Genomic DNA, 16470 nt, shown 5'->3' on the forward strand with positions numbered 1-16470 from the left:
GAGTTCTAAGCAAATAACCTTTATTATGCCTTTACGAAACGCTCTTCCTGTGGAATGGCGTTTTTTTGTGTTCAAAATTTGAAGGGGGATAAAAAAATGAAGGAAATGTTGAAAAAATGGGGTCTGTTTAGTCTTATTTTTCTTTTTACCATGGGTATTGTTGCAGGTTGTGGTACAAAAGAAAAAACGGCTCAAGATGAAAAGGCTCCAAAAACCGTTGAAAATGTTGAAGGGGAGAACGCTAATCAAGAGTTCCCTATCACGATTATAGACAGTGCTGATCGAGAAGTTACGATTGATGAAGAACCTGAATCAATTGTCTCCATACAGGCAAGTAATACAGAAATTGCATTTGCACTTGGCCTAGGAGAAAAAATCATTGGAGTTTCGGATTACGATAATTATCCATCAGAAGCACTTGAAATACAAAAAGTAGGTGCACAGGATATCAATGCAGAATTGGTTCTTTCACTTCTTCCGGACCTAGCTCTTGTTACTGATTATCATTACAATACACATCCTGAAATATTAAAGCAGTTTGAAGATGCAGGAATTGATGTGATTGTCGTTGGAAGTGCTTCTTCATTTGAAGATGCGTATGAACATATAGAAATGATTGGGAAAGCTACAGGAACTGCGACTGAGGCAAACGAAATTGTGACAAATATGAAGCAACGCTTTGATGAAATCAAGGAAAAAGCTTCAGCTATTACAGATAAAAAGAAAGTCTGGGTTGAGGTTTCGCCAGCACCAGATATTTTTACAACAGGAACCAATACGTTTATTCATGAAATGCTTGAGGCAATTCAAGCTATTAATGCAGCAGAGGAGCATGAAGGGTGGGTACAGTTAACAGAGGAGGAAATTGTCCAATTAAATCCTGATGTCATCATTACAACGTATGGCTACTACATAGATAATCCAACTGAAGAAGTATATGGGCGTGAAGGCTGGTCTGAAGTTCCTGCAGTTAAAAATAAACAGGTCTTTGATGTTGATAATGATACGGTTACGAGACCAGGTCCTCGGTTAATTGAAGGAGTCGAGACTCTTGCGAAGCTTATTTATCCAGAAGTTTTTAATAAATAAAATTACGTGGTTATATATTCTAAGTGGAGGGTTTGTACTTAGTACAGCCCTCCTAGGCGTATTCATTAGTAGTGTCCACGTGCCTGTTCCAACCATTTTACATATTGTGCTAGACAACACATTTGGTTGGGGCTGGCTTAATGAGGTTGCTAGAAATGAAGAAATGATCATTTGGAATATCCGATTACCTAGGGTATTGCTGGCATTTTTTGTTGGTGCGTCTCTTGGATTAGCGGGTGCAGCATTCCAAGGATTATTACGTAACCCATTAGCGGATCCATATACAATCGGGGTTTCATCTGGTGCATCTCTTGGTGCAGTAATTGTTTTATTTTTTCAGTTTACGATTTTGGGGTTAGGAAACTTTACTCTTCCTATTGTTGCAATCGTATGTGGTTTTATTTCACTCCTTATTGTATTCGGACTTGTTCGATTGAGTAGTCGAAGCTTAGCGATTGAAACCATTATCTTGGCGGGGATAATTGTAAGTTCTTTTATTGGAGCAGTTGTTTCCCTCATTATTTCACTAAGCGACCAAGATTCAATGACTCAAATTATCTATTGGTTATATGGAAGTGTAGGACTAAGAGGCTGGAGTCATGTTCAGTTGATTCTTCCATTTATGTTGTGTGGTTCCTTTATTTTGTTCTACCATTACCGGGAGTTGAATGCGTTAGCTCTTGGGGAGGAGGCGGCAGATCATATTGGGGTTGATGTGAAGAAAGGAAAGTTGTATATCCTAATCGGAGCCTCATTATTAACGGGAGCCGCAGTTGCAGTGTCTGGATCGATTGGTTTTGTAGGACTTGTCATCCCACATTTAGTGCGTATTGTTACAGGGCCAAATCATCGCCATGTGCTACCACTTTCCCTAATGGTAGGTGGAGCATTTCTTATAGTAGCTGATTTAGTATCAAGAAGTATTATTGCTCCAGAAGAACTGCCAATTGGTGTTATTACAGCTTTAATAGGTGCACCTGTTTTTGCCCTATTATTAATCAGAGAGAGAGTTGGAGGGGAACGAAGATGATTACAGTTAACAATTTAGTTGGTGGTTATTCGAATTCTCCTATTTTTCATGGAATAAATCTTGAGATTCATCAGGGAGAATTTTTTGCACTTCTTGGACCAAATGGAAGTGGAAAAACAACCTTGTTTAAATTGATAACTGGGCAATTGCCGATCATAAAAGGTGATATATTCCTTTCTGGTAAAGAAATTTCCACTCTTTCAAAGCTTGAGAAGGCGAAGAAAGTGGCTGTTCTTACTCAGGAGGCGCAGGTTTCATTTGATTTTACAGTGGAAGAAATTGTGAGTCTAGGGCGGTATCCACATCAAAAAGGTCTATTTAAACAGCTATCGCGAGTGGATTGGAACGTCATTGAAGAGGTGATGGAAATAACGAATATAAGTCAATTTCGAAAAATTCCATTCCGAATGATCAGTGGTGGCGAGAAGCAAAGGGTGTTATTAGCTAAGGCATTGGCGCAAGAACCTGAGATTTTACTTTTAGATGAGCCAACGAATCATTTAGATGTGAAACACACATTCCAAATGTTGGATTTATTAAAAGAACGGCAGCAAAGTATGGGGTTAACCATTTTCTCCATTCTGCATGATTTAAATGTTGCTTCTCAATATGCAGATCGAATCGCCATGCTTCATAAGGGCTGTTTATTAGAAGTTGGAGATGTTGACAATTTCAGAAAGACCGACCTACTAAAGAAGGTATATGAAGTGGATATTAAGCTTGGGTCTCATCCGACAATTTCAAAACCGCAACTCCTTATGACACCAGGCTATCATCAAGCAGAACCTTGTACACGTTTTGAAAATTCTTTTCAGATTCATCAAACGAAAGAGTATATTCACATTCAGTTCGATCACCCTTTACGAACAATTTCGAATGGGGTCATCGGTGATGGTGTTCAATGGTTAAGGCATTTTTGTAATTTTTATGTTGATAAGAATTATAATTGCTCAGCACCTGACCGTGATTTGCGAAATTGGATGACGAAGTACGCTATTCCTTATGAGCAAGCGGTTGGAATGATGACAGCTGTTCAATTAAAGGATGTGGTTATACGTCATGAAGAGTTTGAAGGTATTCAAATGCTAGCTGTTGTAACTGCAGGTACCGGGAATGCTGTCGATATTTCTAGTCGTACCCATTCTAAGGTGAGTCAATCAGTAGGTACAATCAACACGATGCTGTTCATTGATTCACATTTTACAGATGGTGCACTTGTAAATGGCTTTATGTCAGCTACAGAAGCAAAATCAAAAGCATTACTAGACATGAATATTAAAGATCCACACTCCAACACGATTGCAACTGGTACATCAACGGATTCACTACTTGTAGGTCTTACTCAACAAGGGGAGAAAACACCATCCGCAGGTTCAGGAACCACTGTTGGAAAAGCCATAGGTCAAATCGTGTATGAAGCAACAAAAGAAGCTATCCAAAAGTATTTACAAAGAGTCCAAACGAAATAAGGTGGGGATGTAAATGACCGAACGACGAATTGTAATTGCAGGTACTGGAAGTGGCGTTGGAAAAACAACATTAACAATTGGTATTATGTCAGCATTCATGAAACGAGGGCTAAGCGTACAAGGCTTTAAATGTGGTCCTGACTATATAGACCCATCCTATCATACAGCTGTAACAAAACGAGTTTCACGCAATTTAGATAGTTGGATGCTCACTCATGAAAGAGTTTTGGATATTTTCACACATGGAAATCGTGATGCAGATATTTCAATTATAGAAGGAGTTATGGGATTCTTTGATGGAAAAAGTCCGGAAACGAATGAAGGTAGTACTGCAGAGATTAGTATCATAACGAAAAGTCCTGTATTGCTTGTAGTCAATTGTGAAAGTATGGCTCGTAGTGCTGCAGCAATTGTGAAGGGTTTTCAAATGTTTGCAGAAGGTCCAAATATAGTTGGAGTTATTGCAAACAGAGTGGGGAGCGAGGGACATTTCCAACTTGTCAAAAAAGCAATTGAACAAGAATGTCATATTCCTGTTATTGGATATTTGAAACGAGATGTCGAGATTGAAATTCCAGAAAGACATCTTGGACTTATTCCTTCAATTGAACGTGGTGAACTTACTCCGTTATTTGATAAAGTTGGTGACTTGGTTTTAGAGACGATTGATCTTGATAAATTGCTTGAATTAGCTGTAGCGGAACCGCTAAATGAAAAAAATAAATCCTCAATGTTTGAAAAGAAGCAAGATACTATGACGAGAATAGCGGTTGCAAAGGATGCAGCCTTTAACTTCTATTATCCTGAGAATCTAGAATTATTAGAAGTTAATGGCGCAGAATTAGTCTATTTTTCTCCATTGGCTAATGAAGAGTTACCAATGAATGTAGATGGTCTATATATAGGAGGAGGCTTCCCAGAAGAGTTCGCGTTAACTTTGGAAGCTAATGTAAAGACTAAGGAATCAATTCAGAAAGCAATAATAGAAGGGCTGCCAACTCTTGCTGAATGTGGCGGGTTCATGTATTTGACCGAGTCCATTGAAACGACAGAACAGAAGACGTATCAAATGATCGGGATCATTCCTGGTAAGGTCCAAATGCATTCCTATTTACAAGCATTGGGATATAGAGAAGTTAGTGGTCTCAATGACAATTTCATTCTTTCCGATCAAATGGGTAGAGGGCATGAATTTCATTATTCTTCTTTTATCGCAAATGAGAATGAATTCTCCCATGCTTTTAAAACAAAAGGACTGCGGGGTGTTAAGCAGGAAGGGTGTCTAAAATACAATTTAGTAGCTGGCTACACCCATCTTCATTTTGGCTCAAACCCAAAAATTGCTGAGAACTGGATTAGGAAATGTCTAGAGTATAAAGCGAGTAAGGAGAGATAAGGATGAAACAAATATACGAATCCACCCCAAAGGTAAACAAGGAGATGGGGAGACAGGTTGGTGAGTATATTAATACGTTAACAAAGCCAATAGGAAGCCTTGGGCGACTAGAGGAAATGGCTATTAACCTAGCAGAAATGAAGAATGAACCGTTCCCTAGTGTTACGCCACCAGGTGTGCTAGTTTTTGCGGCCGATCATGGGATCACTTCAGAAGGTGTATCTGCCTATCCGCAAGCAGTAACAAAACAGATGGTTCGAAACTTTTTAAATGGTGGTGCAGCAATAAATGTATTTAGTAGACAAATAGGCGCCATTCTTAAGGTAATCGATATAGGAGTAGCTACCGATATTGAACACGAGAGTTTAATCAATCAAAAAGTTCGTTATGGTACAGGCAATTTTTATCTTGAAGATGCAATGAGTCGACAAGAAGCTGAACAAGCAATGGATACTGGATATAATCAAGCCTTACAAATCATCGAAGAAGGGGCACAATGTCTCATACTCGGGGAGATGGGGATCGGAAATACAACATCAAGTAGTGCAATCCTAGCCGTTTTAAGTGGTAAAGATATATCCCAATTAGTAGGAAGAGGAACTGGGATTTCTGATGCTACATTTTTACATAAAACTGAAATTATTAAACAGGCGCTAATACGTAGGAATCCGAATCCAAATGATCCAATTGATATTCTAGCGAAGGTGGGCGGACTAGAGATTGCCGCAATGACAGGTGCAATGCTAGGTGCTGCAAGCAAGAGGGTACCGATTCTTGTAGATGGTTTTATCTGTACCATCGCAGCGTTAGTTGCAAGCTTAATCTCCCCTAGTGTTAACGACTATATCATGGTCACACATCAATCCGTTGAACCTGGTCACAATATTGCACTTTCACTAGTAGGGAAGAAACCCATTATTGATTTAGGCCTTAGACTTGGAGAAGGAACAGGAGCAGCCATTTCATTTCCTATTATCCAATCGGCTACACTCATGCTAAAAGAAATGGCAACCTTTGACTCAGCAGGAATTTCTAAGAAATAGTAATTCAAACTTTATAAAACTAGGAGGTTTATATGAAACAAGCTAACGATAAGAAAAAGGGATTAACACTTGTATACACGGGTCACGGTAAAGGGAAGACAACAGCAGCTCTAGGTCTAACAGTTCGAGCGGTTGGCAGAGGGTTAAGTGTAAAAATCTATCAATTTATTAAATCACCTGAACGTTCATATGGTGAACAAATTGCCTTAAGTAAGCTTGGAGTTGTGATGGAGCAACTTGGTATTGGATTTACTTGGACAAAGACCCCAGAAGAACATCGCGAAGCATTAAGGACCGGATGGTTAAAGGCTAAGGAAGCTGTCATGAGCGGTGAATCTGATTTGATCATACTAGATGAATTAAACAATGCATTAGCAATTGATACCTTTCCAATTGATGATGTGTTACCACTAAACGAAGTGGTAGATGTAATAAAAAATAAACCGCCACATGTTCATCTCGTTATTACTGGAAGAGATGCCAAACGAGAAATACGTGAAATCGCCGATCTTGTTTCAGTTGTTGAAGTGGAAAAGCATTATTATGATGAAGGCATACCAGCCGTAAAAGGTATTGAATTTTAACTTTATTCAGCAGAAGTCCCGTGGGGATGCATGCAAAAAAATATCAAATTCAGTGGGGGTTCAAACCCCGGCTGAAATTAAGGAACTCAGACTAAGAATGCCACGTCCTGTGGCAACGTCTGAGTGACCAACATCGTATTGGCCTAAAGACTCCGGCGGATGCCACGATTTTTCAGAGGTGGCTTTTCGAGCGGTAAGATTAAAGACTAAGAGCGCCACATCCTGTGGCAACGTCTTTATGACCCACATCGTGTGGGCCTAAAAATCGGGCGCAAATACGCCAAGGCGCATTTGATAATGTCAAGAACCCCAAAAGAAAAGGAGTTCACACATATGAATAGAGCTGTACCGTTAATGATTCAAGGTACTCATTCAGATGCTGGAAAGAGTGCAATTGTTACCGCTCTTTGCCGGATATTTGTTCAGGATGGTTATAAAACAGCCCCTTTTAAATCGCAAAATATGGCATTGAATTCGTATATTACGGTCGATGGAAAAGAAATCGGGCGTGCACAAGGTGTTCAAGCTGAAGCTGCACGAATCGTAGCAACAACAGATATGAATCCGATATTAATTAAGCCAAATGGAAACTATGAATCACAAATTGTTGTTCACGGTAAGCCATTTAAGAATATGAAAGCTGGAGAATATCGCGAGGAATTTTTTCAACAAGGTTTACAAGTGATTCGAGAAGTGTATGATACATTGTCCAAAAGCTATGAGCGGATTGTGATAGAAGGAGCGGGTAGCCCTGCAGAGATTAATTTAAATGACCGGGAGCTTGTGAATATGCGAGTTGCACGGATAGCGAATGCACCTGTAATACTCGTTGGGGATATTGACAAGGGTGGAGTCTTTGCTAGTTTAGTAGGAACATTACAGCTTCTTGAGCCTCAGGATCGAAAAAGGGTTATCGGTGTCATTATTAATAAATTTAGAGGGGATGTTTCGCTATTACAGCCTGGGTTAACGTGGTTTGAGGAATATACGGGTGTGCCTATTCTAGGGGTTGTTCCATATATCGATAACCTCTTAATTGAAGCAGAGGATTCACTCGTGTTAAATACGTATACTTCGAAACCGGATGAGTCAAAAGAAATTGATATTGCGGTCATATGTCATCCGATGATATCGAATTTTACGGATATCGATCCTTTTTTTGAGGAAAAGGATTGTCATGTTCGCTTTGTTAAAACGATTGAAGACGTTCGAAATCCAGATGTACTGATTTTACCAGGAAGTAAAAATACAATTGAGGATTTGATGAGCTTACACAGTACAGGTCTAGCTAATCGGATATTGGATTTAGTACAAAAAAGAACTACAGTTGTCGGCATTTGCGGTGGGTACCAAATGCTAGGAACGCTTATTGTAGATGAACATGAAGTTGAATCAACGCATAGTTGTGTTGAAGGACTCGGTCTGATTCCAATGAAAACCTCGATGACCACACAGAAGACAACCGTTCATTCAGAAGGAATTGCGCAGTTTGGTGAGGAACGCATTCCAGTTTCAGGTTATGAAATTCATATGGGACAATCATCTTTTGAAAATGAATGTGATCATTTTGTTCAATTAGCTGACAGATGGGAAGGAACGATAACGAAGGACAAACAAATAATCGGGACGTACTTTCATGGTATTTTCCATAATGATTTATTTCGTGAGGTCTTTCTAAATGAAATCAGGGTGAAGAAAGGGCTAGAGCCAATTAAGAATCGAGCCTCTTTCTCCAAAAAAAGAGAAGAAGGGTTTGATGTATTAGCCAACGTTGTGAGAGAAAATATCCAGTTAGATCAAATAAATAAATTGATAACAGACTATCAAAAGGAATTGAAATGATGGGAATGGTACAGGAACCCACAATTATGTTCTGCACGATTTTATTCGCTGCAATTGTATTAGATTTGTTAATTGGTGACCCAAGGTGGTTTCCCCATCCTGTTGTGTTAATTGGAAAATTGATCACATACCTAGAAAAGAGCTGGAATAGAGGAAAAGGAAGAGTTTGGAAAGGTATTTGCTTGTGCGGAACTGTTATTCTACTCGTTTTTTTCCTTACCTTATCCCTTGTTTATCTCGCTTATCAATTGCATCCATTCGCTGGAATATTCATACAAATTTATTTGATTTCAACCACGATTGCGATCAAAGGTCTTTCGGCTGCTGCTAAAGAAGTCCTCGTTCCTATAGAGAATGGGAATATTACGGAAGCGAGAGACAAGCTAAGTATGATTGTCGGACGAGATACGGAACATTTACCAGAGAATGAAATTGTCAGAGGAACGGTTGAAACGGTTGCGGAGAATACCGTTGATGGGATAACAGCACCCTTATTTTGGGCATTCATAGGAGGGGCACCACTTGTGATGGTGTACCGTGCGATTAACACGTTAGATTCGATGGTTGGACATAAAAATGAACGATTTAATCAATTTGGGTGGGCTTCAGCTAGACTTGATGATCTAGTCAATTGGATTCCTGCGAGACTAACAGCCCTCTCAATGTGGTTAGCCGCTTATTTTATTAAAGGGTCTAATTATAGAAATGGATGGAAAACAACATGGAGAGATGCAAGAAAACACCCGAGTCCAAATAGCGGGTGGTCAGAGGCAATGGTGGCAGGATTACTCGGAATTCAGTTAGGCGGGATCAATTATTATCAAGGTAGAAAATCAGTACGTGCACAAATGGGAGCCCCGTTACGAAAGATGGTGAGCTCTGATATCGAAAAAACAATTCGATATATGCATGGAGGGTGGATCGTATTCTTTATATGTGGTGTAAGCTTACTCCTGCTAGTTAAATAGTGTAAATGAGGTGAAATGATGAAATGGCCAAATCATGGGGGACAACCTGAAACAATTAAAAAACTATTACATATGAAGGAAGATAAATCATTAATCGATTTTAGCGCGAACCTAAATCCTATGGGGCCGCCTACTTGGTTATCAGATGCTTTACATCAACAGTATGAGACCATAACCCGTTATCCAGATCCAACGTATTCGAAAGCGAGCGCTGCAATCGCGGAGCATGAAGGAATAGACCAAGACATGGTCTTAGTAACAAATGGGGGAGCAGAGGCCATTTTTTTAGTGGCAAAGTATTTCGAAAAAGGAAAGGCGCTCATAGCCCATCCTACCTTTTTGGAATATGAGCGTGCCTGTACACATTACCATATTGATGTGGAGGATCTGATAGTTGATGATGAAAGTGGTTATACACTACCAGTCCAATTGATTCAAGATAGATTTGCTGAAAAAGATGTTCTGTTTCTTTGTCGTCCAAATAATCCAACTGGAACGGTTATACCAGAAGAAGATTTGCAACTTTTATTAGAAATTGGGAAGAAAAAGGATACATATGTAGTAGTGGATGAAGCTTTTGTCGATTTTTTACCAACTACCATTGCATCCCTTACGTCTTGGTTATCGGCATACCCCAATCTAATCATTTTACGTTCTTTAACTAAAATGTATACAGTTCCTGGGCTTCGAATCGGATATATAATGGCTCACCCAACTGTCATACATGCGTTGAAAAACGAACAAATTCCTTGGAGCATTAACTCCTTAGTTGATGCAGTCGTTCCGAGATTACTTGAAGACCGAACTTTTGTTGACAAAACAAAAGTTTGGTTACATGGGGAATCTCGGTATGTATTTAGTTGCTTAAAAAAATTAGACTACTACGTTTCACCATCACTAGTAAACTTTTATCTATTGCAGGATAAAAAATCTCCAAATCGAACAGATGAACTTTATTACTTTTTATTGGAGAATGGAATCCTGACGCGACATACTCACAACTTTAAAGGACTTAATGGAAAATTTATTCGAATCGCCATCAGGTCATACACAGAAAATCAACATTTACTTACTGCACTTCAAAAGTGGAGAAAAGAGTAATGGTCATTTTTATTTCAGGTGGCGCTAGATCAGGGAAAAGTCTTTTTGCAGAACAAACAGCTCTGTCGTATTTTGATCAAATGAAGCAAGAAAATCATAGCATTTCTCTTCGATACATTGCTACCGCTAAAAAAAGTGATGATGAAATGGTAGAAAGGATTCGAATTCATCAACATGATCGCGGGGAGAGGTGGCATACAATTGAAGAGTCCTTTCATCTTGAACCGATTCTGTCAAACTTTAAAAAAGGTGATGTGATTTTACTAGATTGTTTAACGATATGGGTAAGTAATGTCATGTTCGAACGTGGACTTAGGTTGGAAGAGATGGAAGAAAGGGTGAACCGCTGGTTATCAATAGCACGTGAAAAGCAACTTTACCTTCTAATTGTTTCAAATGATGTGAATGAGGGAATCCCACACAGTGATGATGTTGTTCAAAGCTATATGTATACCTTACAACGTCTTCATTACAATATTGTGCAGCAATCAGACATTGCCGTCCAGGTTCAAGCAGGGATTCCGTTGTATTGGAAGGGTGAAGGCTGATGAAGCAAATGATGTTTGGATTTATACTTGCTGTTCAATTCCTTACACGAATTCCACTTCCTATCGAATCTCCGTGGACAAAACAGACAAGTAGATGGGCAATCAGGAGTTACCCGCTTGTTGGTGTAGGATTAGGTGCGATTATTACAAGTGTGTTGTCGGTATTGCAGCCTTACGTCCCAATCCTGTTTTTGACATTGATTATCCTTTCATTATGGGTCTATATAACTGGTGGATTACACTTAGATGGATGGATGGATGTAGCTGATGCAGTGGGGTCAAACGCTCCCCTTGAGAAAAAATGGGAGATCATGAAAGACCCACATGTAGGAAGTTTTGGACTGATTTCACTCCTTTTTTTACTCGCATGGAAAACGTTTTTTATTTATTCATTGATTGAAGCGGATATTCTCTTGTCTTCGTTTCTTTTTATCATGGCGTTTTCACGTTTAGGAGCCGTTATATTCATGATTTCTTTACCTACAGCAAAACAACATGGCTTAGCATGGGAGTGGAAGAAAAACGTAAATCAGTTTGACTTTTTATATGCGATGATTCCTGTAGGGATACTCTTATACATCTTTCCTGAATGTTTCTTTTTAGTTCCTGCATATATTGTGTTTATGGTCTTGTTTGGTGCTTGGATCAAGCATACATTTAAAGGAACAAATGGAGATTTATTAGGTACAGCCATAGAGGGAGGAGAATTATGGGGACTTGCGATTACATGGTTGTATATCTCGTTCGTCATGGGATAACAGCTTGGAATAAGGAGAAACGGTATTTAGGTCATACGGATATAGAAATTATAAGAGGTGAACAATCAGGCCTAATTAAGCTTAAAAAAGAATTGACACACATACATTTTGACCATATTTTTACAAGTGATTTACGACGTTGTCAGGAGTCTTTGAAATTATTAAATATTCCAGCACCGGAAACGGAAGATGCTAGATTAAGAGAATTGGACTTTGGGGATTGGGAAGGAAAAACATATGACGAATTGAAAGACCAGAAAGCGTATCAGAACTGGCTTAACAATTGGGAGAAAGGCATAATTCCGAATGGGGAGTCAACTGACACATTTAGTGGTCGAATTGATGCCTTCTTTAATGAACGATTTCAACAAACGCGTCACAATGAAACCATTCTTATCATGACTCATGGAGGAGTGATTCGGTATGTTGTTTCAAAATATGTATCATCTCTATCGTTCTGGGAAGTCACAATCCCGAATGGACAATGCATACGTTTAACATTTAAGAAGAACGAGGGGGGATGGACATGCAGCTCGTTATCGGCGGTGCCTTCGCAGGAAAAAGGAAAATCGTGAGAGAGAAATTTGAAACATGTAGTTGGACTTCTGCATATATGGGTGATTCGATATTGGACTGGAAAATCAAATGGGAGAATAATACACCATTAGTCGTTGAAGGTTGGGAAAAATGGATTGAAACTGAACTTGCCCATGGAAAAAGCATGAACGAGATTCGAAGTGATTATTCACAACTTTTTCATGCATTTGATGTGGAGGAGAAAAAGCGTAATATGCCGATCGTGCTTGTCATGCTAGAGGTTGGCAGTGGCATAGTACCCATTCAAAAAAATGATAGAATGCTACGAGATGTGATGGGATGGATCGCGCAGGATGCTGTAAAGATGTCAGATGAAGTGGTGTACGTATGGAATGGGTTAAGTAAGAAATTAAAATAAATCTTTTCTGCTTGTAAGAAGGAGGTATCGCTCATGAGACTCATCTCTATTTGTCCAAGTAATACGGAAATAGTTGAATATCTTGGATTAACTAAATTCTTAATAGGAGTAGATAATTACTCAGATTGGCCTGAACAGGTGAAAGCATTACCGAGATTGGGTCCTGATTTACATATCGACATGGATAAAGTAGAAGAGCTACAGCCAGACCTAGTGTTAGCATCTTTAAGTGTACCTGGGATGGAACGAAATATTGAAGAACTGAAGAAGAGAAACCTTCCTTTTGTCATTGTTCCAAACCCAGAAAGTTTGCTAGAGGTGGGAGAAAGCTTACTTTTTGTTGGAAAAGCAACAAATGTGCATGAAAAAGCGACCCAATTATTTGATAAATATAAACAAATTCTTGAAAGCTATCAACGTTTATCGAAGCAAGTAGAAAATCAGAGATCAATCTATTGGGAATGGTGGGCAAAGCCGATTTTTACACCTGGGGCGACAAATTGGTTATCTGAAATGAGTGAGCTTGCAGGTGGAAGAAATATTTTTCAAGATATGGAACAAGCGAGTGTACAAACAAATTGGGAAGAAGTGAGACGAAGAAATCCGGATGTGATGTGCATCATCTGGGTAGGTGTTCAAAAAGACAAAGTGAACCCTAAAGTCATATTAAAACGTCCACAATCAGATCAAATGCAGGCGATACAAAATAAGCGATTGTATATTTTAGAAGAACCATTATTTTGCAGACCATCTCCAAGATTATTGCTCGGACTCAACAAGATTGCAAGCATTCTACATCCAACTATATTTCCTCCATTTATCGAAGGGAAAGATCTGTTAATCCACAAGTAACAGTTAAGGATGGATGCATTATCTAGGCCAAATATAAGTAACGTTTTGAAATTGCGGAAGTTTATGATGACTTCCGTTTTTTTTGTACTCATTTACTGAATTTGCAATAAGAAAAAAATAAGAAAACACTTGAACCGTCCTGTTATTTGATTTACAAATATGGGCACAAAAGACGCTGCACATCAGTAAATTGTTCACTTGAATAATCTGAAGTTTATGAAAAGTATCAACACCTGATTATAATAGCGTAAGCACATACATACAATAATTTATTAAATGGACAACCAATTTTAGTAATATAGCCAGTTTCTGTTCAACAGCTCTTTTGGTTGGCCTAGTTTCGTAGACTTATAAATATGTAACAAGGTTAACAGTTTCTAACCGGTTCATAGTATCTGTTTGATACTGAATATAAAAAGATATTGAAGGAGGAAAAACGATTGCCGAAGTTAGGACTTATTCCGAAGTTAATCCTTGGTTTATTGATTGGTATTGGAATTGGGTTGTTGGACATCGACTGGATGATTCGATTGACCGAAACAGGTAGGGTTTTATTAGGTGGATTAATAAAATTTATTATCCCTCTTATTATCATTTCGTTTGTCGCTGCTGCAATTTCAGAGTTTGGAAAAAGGGCTGGAAGACTATTAAGTTTTACGGTTGGAATTTCCTATATTGATACCATCATTGCGTGTGCATTGGGAGCAGTAGTCGCTTATTTTGTTATTCCCCTCTTTGCAATTGACTCAAAGTCAGGGGCAGAAGCAGCTTCAATTGGAGCGCCTTTTATTGAGATTGAGATGACTCCAATCATGAGTGTCATGAGTGCGTTATTAATTGCTTTTATCCTGGGTATTGGAAGTACTGTGGTAAAAGGGGTAACGATTAAGAATGCAATTAGTGAATTAAGAGACATTGTTACGCTCTGTATAAATAAAATAATACTCCCAATTCTTCCTTTCTTTATTGGATGTATATTCGCTGGGATTACTGCAAAAGGAGAGTTGTTTTCTAGTATAGGGATTTTTGGGAAAATGCTCATCCTAATTATAGTCTTGCAAATTGTGTGGTTGCTTATTGAGTACACAGTAGCTGGAGTAATTTCAAGAAACAACCCTTGGAAAATGTTCAAGGCGATGATTCCTGCTTATTTTACAGCATTGGGAACGATGTCAAGTGCGGCTACATTACCAGTAGCTTTAAAACAGGCCAAAACAGTACCATATATGAAGAAAAGCATTGCCGACTTTGTCATTCCTTTATGTAATACAGTCCACTTATCTGGTGCTGCAATGGCGATTACAATTAGTGCATTTACAGTTTCTCAGATGACCACGGGGCAATTACCACCAATAGGAGTTGTAGTCACATTTATAATTTTATTAGGAATTATCGAGGTTGGTGCTGTAGGAGTTCCAGGAGGCTCCGTCCTAGCTGCGTTAGGAATATTACAGTCTTCGCTTGGATTTGATGAGGCAGCATTGGGCCTGATGCTCACTTTATTTATGATTCAGGATAGTTTTGGAACTGCTACAAACGTAGTTGGGGATGGAGCAATTGGAATGATCGTGAATAAAATCTTTGGAAAAGATAAAGCTGCACAAACTGAGGTAAACAACGAAATTCAATTATAATTACAAAGGAGAAAGTCAGTGAAACATATAGATTTACGGAGTGATGCTGAAACTATGCCAACCCAAGAAATGTTGGACGCGATAACAAAAGCGAAACTAGGCGATGCTATTCTTGGGGAAGATCCAACAGTAATTGAACTAGAAAGGCTAGCATCTTCCATATTTGATATGGAGGATGCTATGCTAACCATTTCAGGGACCATGGCAAACCAAGTTGCAGTAATGACTATGACAGAGAGAGGCCAAGAAGTGATTATGGGGAAGGAGTCACATTTGTATAATCTTGAGGTAGCAGGGTTAGCGGCACTCTCACAAGTTCAAGCTCGTAGTGTTTCTGTAAAACAGGGGCTATACGATTTAAATGGAATAGAAGAATCGATTCAACCTAATGGTATTCAAATTGCGAAAACGGGATTAATTTGTTTGGAAAACACTTATAACTTAAATGAAGGATCAGTAGTTCCCCTTGAAAATATGAAGGAAATAAGGGAGTTGGCTAATGCTTACGGGGTTCCAATCTACTTAGATGGCGCTAGACTCTTTAATGCCGCTGCCTACCTTAACGTGCAAGCTTCTGTTATATGTAAATATGTAGATGCTGTACAAATTTGTTTAACAAAGGGATTAGGCTGTCCAGTAGGGTCTATATTGTTGGGATCAAAATCATTTATTCGAGAAGCTAAAAAAATCCGCCAACGATTGGGCGGAGGAATGCGACAAGCTGGAATCATTGCAGCACCGGGGATCATCGCACTTACAAAAATGACTGGTCAAATGAAAAATGACCACCAGCTAGCAAGAAAATTAAGTGATGGTTTATCTGCTATTCAAGGAATTAAATTGACTTCTGAACAGTTCCAAACAAACATCGTATCTATTGAGATTGTAAAAGAAGGTTGGAATGCGGACCAATTAGTTAATAAATTGAAATCGGTTAATATCCTCGTAAAGAAAATAGGACCTAAGAAGGTGCGAATGGTCACACATCATCAAATATCTAGTAAGGATATAGATGAGGTATTAGGATATTTAACTACTATAATAGAGTGAAATATATCGTAGTAAAATTGCAATTTTAACTCAATGGTGCCCATGTCAGAAATCTAGCAAATGGAAAAACATATTTTGCCTACATTGAGTACAATAATGTCGGTGTAATTGAGCGCAGTAAAATCGTTACTTTGAAGCCACATAAATAGAT

16 protein-coding genes are annotated in these 16470 nt (G+C 38.7%); all 16 read left to right on the top strand.

All coding sequences use genetic code 11. The annotated features are described in order from the left end of the window. Positions 1–96: 96 nt before the first annotated feature. Positions 97–1089 (top strand): ABC transporter substrate-binding protein, encoded by a 993-nt coding sequence (locus NST91_RS12230; protein WP_341331350.1) that lies wholly within the window; start codon positions 97–99, stop codon positions 1087–1089. Further along, entirely contained in the window at positions 1052–2119 is a 1068-nt protein-coding gene (locus NST91_RS12235) for a FecCD family ABC transporter permease (RefSeq protein WP_341331351.1), read from the top strand. The genes NST91_RS12230 and NST91_RS12235 overlap by 38 nt, the downstream gene beginning before the upstream one ends. After that, a complete protein-coding gene (locus NST91_RS12240; protein WP_341331352.1) occupies positions 2116–3588 on the top strand; it encodes an adenosylcobinamide amidohydrolase in 1473 nt (490 codons plus the stop codon). The genes NST91_RS12235 and NST91_RS12240 overlap by 4 nt, the downstream gene beginning before the upstream one ends. A gap of 13 nt (positions 3589–3601) precedes the next feature. Further along, on the top strand, positions 3602–4984 hold the full coding sequence (locus tag NST91_RS12245; protein WP_341331353.1) for a cobyrinic acid a,c-diamide synthase CobB: 1383 nt from the start codon (positions 3602–3604) through the stop codon (positions 4982–4984). Positions 4985–4986: 2 nt separating this feature from the next. After that, on the top strand, positions 4987–6027 hold the full coding sequence (gene cobT, locus NST91_RS12250; protein WP_341331354.1) for a nicotinate-nucleotide--dimethylbenzimidazole phosphoribosyltransferase: 1041 nt from the start codon (positions 4987–4989) through the stop codon (positions 6025–6027). Between the two features lie 32 nt (positions 6028–6059). Further along, positions 6060–6611, top strand: coding sequence for a cob(I)yrinic acid a,c-diamide adenosyltransferase (locus NST91_RS12255; RefSeq protein WP_341331355.1), 552 nt, complete (start codon positions 6060–6062; stop codon positions 6609–6611). A gap of 333 nt (positions 6612–6944) precedes the next feature. Then, positions 6945–8453 carry a cobyric acid synthase gene (locus NST91_RS12260; RefSeq protein WP_121445910.1) on the top strand — a complete coding sequence of 503 codons (1509 nt, stop codon included), beginning with the start codon at positions 6945–6947 and terminating at the stop codon, positions 8451–8453. Next, the gene (gene cbiB / locus NST91_RS12265) at positions 8453–9421 is read left to right on the top strand and encodes an adenosylcobinamide-phosphate synthase CbiB (RefSeq protein WP_341331356.1); all 969 of its coding nucleotides are present in this window, start codon (positions 8453–8455) and stop codon (positions 9419–9421) included. Before NST91_RS12260 ends, cbiB begins: the two co-directional genes overlap by 1 nt. An 18-nt stretch (positions 9422–9439) precedes the next feature. Beyond that, positions 9440–10522: a threonine-phosphate decarboxylase CobD gene (cobD, locus tag NST91_RS12270; RefSeq protein ID WP_341331357.1), complete on the top strand. Its 1083-nt coding sequence runs from the start codon at positions 9440–9442 to the stop codon at positions 10520–10522. Further along, positions 10522–11070, top strand: coding sequence for a bifunctional adenosylcobinamide kinase/adenosylcobinamide-phosphate guanylyltransferase (locus tag NST91_RS12275; RefSeq protein WP_341331358.1), 549 nt, complete (start codon positions 10522–10524; stop codon positions 11068–11070). Before cobD ends, NST91_RS12275 begins: the two co-directional genes overlap by 1 nt. Beyond that, a complete protein-coding gene (cobS, locus tag NST91_RS12280; RefSeq protein ID WP_341331359.1) occupies positions 11070–11828 on the top strand; it encodes an adenosylcobinamide-GDP ribazoletransferase in 759 nt (252 codons plus the stop codon). Before NST91_RS12275 ends, cobS begins: the two co-directional genes overlap by 1 nt. Further along, on the top strand, positions 11780–12403 hold the full coding sequence (locus tag NST91_RS12285; RefSeq protein WP_341331360.1) for a histidine phosphatase family protein: 624 nt from the start codon (positions 11780–11782) through the stop codon (positions 12401–12403). Before cobS ends, NST91_RS12285 begins: the two co-directional genes overlap by 49 nt. Then, entirely contained in the window at positions 12355–12783 is a 429-nt protein-coding gene (locus NST91_RS12290) for a bifunctional adenosylcobinamide kinase/adenosylcobinamide-phosphate guanylyltransferase (protein WP_341331361.1), read from the top strand. Before NST91_RS12285 ends, NST91_RS12290 begins: the two co-directional genes overlap by 49 nt. Positions 12784–12816: 33 nt before the next feature. Then, the gene (locus NST91_RS12295) at positions 12817–13635 is read left to right on the top strand and encodes a cobalamin-binding protein (RefSeq protein WP_341331362.1); all 819 of its coding nucleotides are present in this window, start codon (positions 12817–12819) and stop codon (positions 13633–13635) included. A gap of 440 nt (positions 13636–14075) precedes the next feature. Further along, complete coding sequence (locus NST91_RS12300) at positions 14076–15269, top strand: cation:dicarboxylate symporter family transporter (protein ID WP_341331363.1); 1194 nt, start codon at positions 14076–14078, stop codon at positions 15267–15269. A gap of 18 nt (positions 15270–15287) precedes the next feature. Beyond that, the gene (locus NST91_RS12305) at positions 15288–16319 is read left to right on the top strand and encodes a threonine aldolase family protein (protein WP_341331364.1); all 1032 of its coding nucleotides are present in this window, start codon (positions 15288–15290) and stop codon (positions 16317–16319) included. The last annotated feature ends 151 nt before the right edge of the window (positions 16320–16470 follow it).

Source organism: Ferdinandcohnia sp. FSL W7-1320 (assembly GCF_038050315.1).
Lineage (GTDB): Bacteria > Bacillota > Bacilli > Bacillales > Bacillaceae_L > Ferdinandcohnia > Ferdinandcohnia aciditolerans.

Bases quoted from the DNA above. Each gene is read 5' to 3' on its own strand.
- NST91_RS12295 (WP_341331362.1), top strand. From the start codon at position 12,817: ATGAGACTCATCTCTATTTGTCCAAGTAATACGGAAATAGTTGAATAT.
- NST91_RS12275 (WP_341331358.1), top strand. From the start codon at position 10,522: ATGGTCATTTTTATTTCAGGTGGCGCTAGATCAGGGAAAAGTCTTTTT.
- NST91_RS12260 (WP_121445910.1), top strand. From the start codon at position 6,945: ATGAATAGAGCTGTACCGTTAATGATTCAAGGTACTCATTCAGATGCT.
- cobT (WP_341331354.1), top strand. From the start codon at position 4,987: ATGAAACAAATATACGAATCCACCCCAAAGGTAAACAAGGAGATGGGG.
- NST91_RS12240 (WP_341331352.1), top strand. From the start codon at position 2,116: ATGATTACAGTTAACAATTTAGTTGGTGGTTATTCGAATTCTCCTATT.
- NST91_RS12285 (WP_341331360.1), top strand. From the start codon at position 11,780: ATGGGGACTTGCGATTACATGGTTGTATATCTCGTTCGTCATGGGATA.
- NST91_RS12245 (WP_341331353.1), top strand. From the start codon at position 3,602: ATGACCGAACGACGAATTGTAATTGCAGGTACTGGAAGTGGCGTTGGA.
- cobD (WP_341331357.1), top strand. From the start codon at position 9,440: ATGAAATGGCCAAATCATGGGGGACAACCTGAAACAATTAAAAAACTA.
- NST91_RS12230 (WP_341331350.1), top strand. From the start codon at position 97: ATGAAGGAAATGTTGAAAAAATGGGGTCTGTTTAGTCTTATTTTTCTT.
- cobS (WP_341331359.1), top strand. From the start codon at position 11,070: ATGAAGCAAATGATGTTTGGATTTATACTTGCTGTTCAATTCCTTACA.
- NST91_RS12255 (WP_341331355.1), top strand. From the start codon at position 6,060: ATGAAACAAGCTAACGATAAGAAAAAGGGATTAACACTTGTATACACG.
- NST91_RS12290 (WP_341331361.1), top strand. From the start codon at position 12,355: ATGCAGCTCGTTATCGGCGGTGCCTTCGCAGGAAAAAGGAAAATCGTG.
- cbiB (WP_341331356.1), top strand. From the start codon at position 8,453: ATGGGAATGGTACAGGAACCCACAATTATGTTCTGCACGATTTTATTC.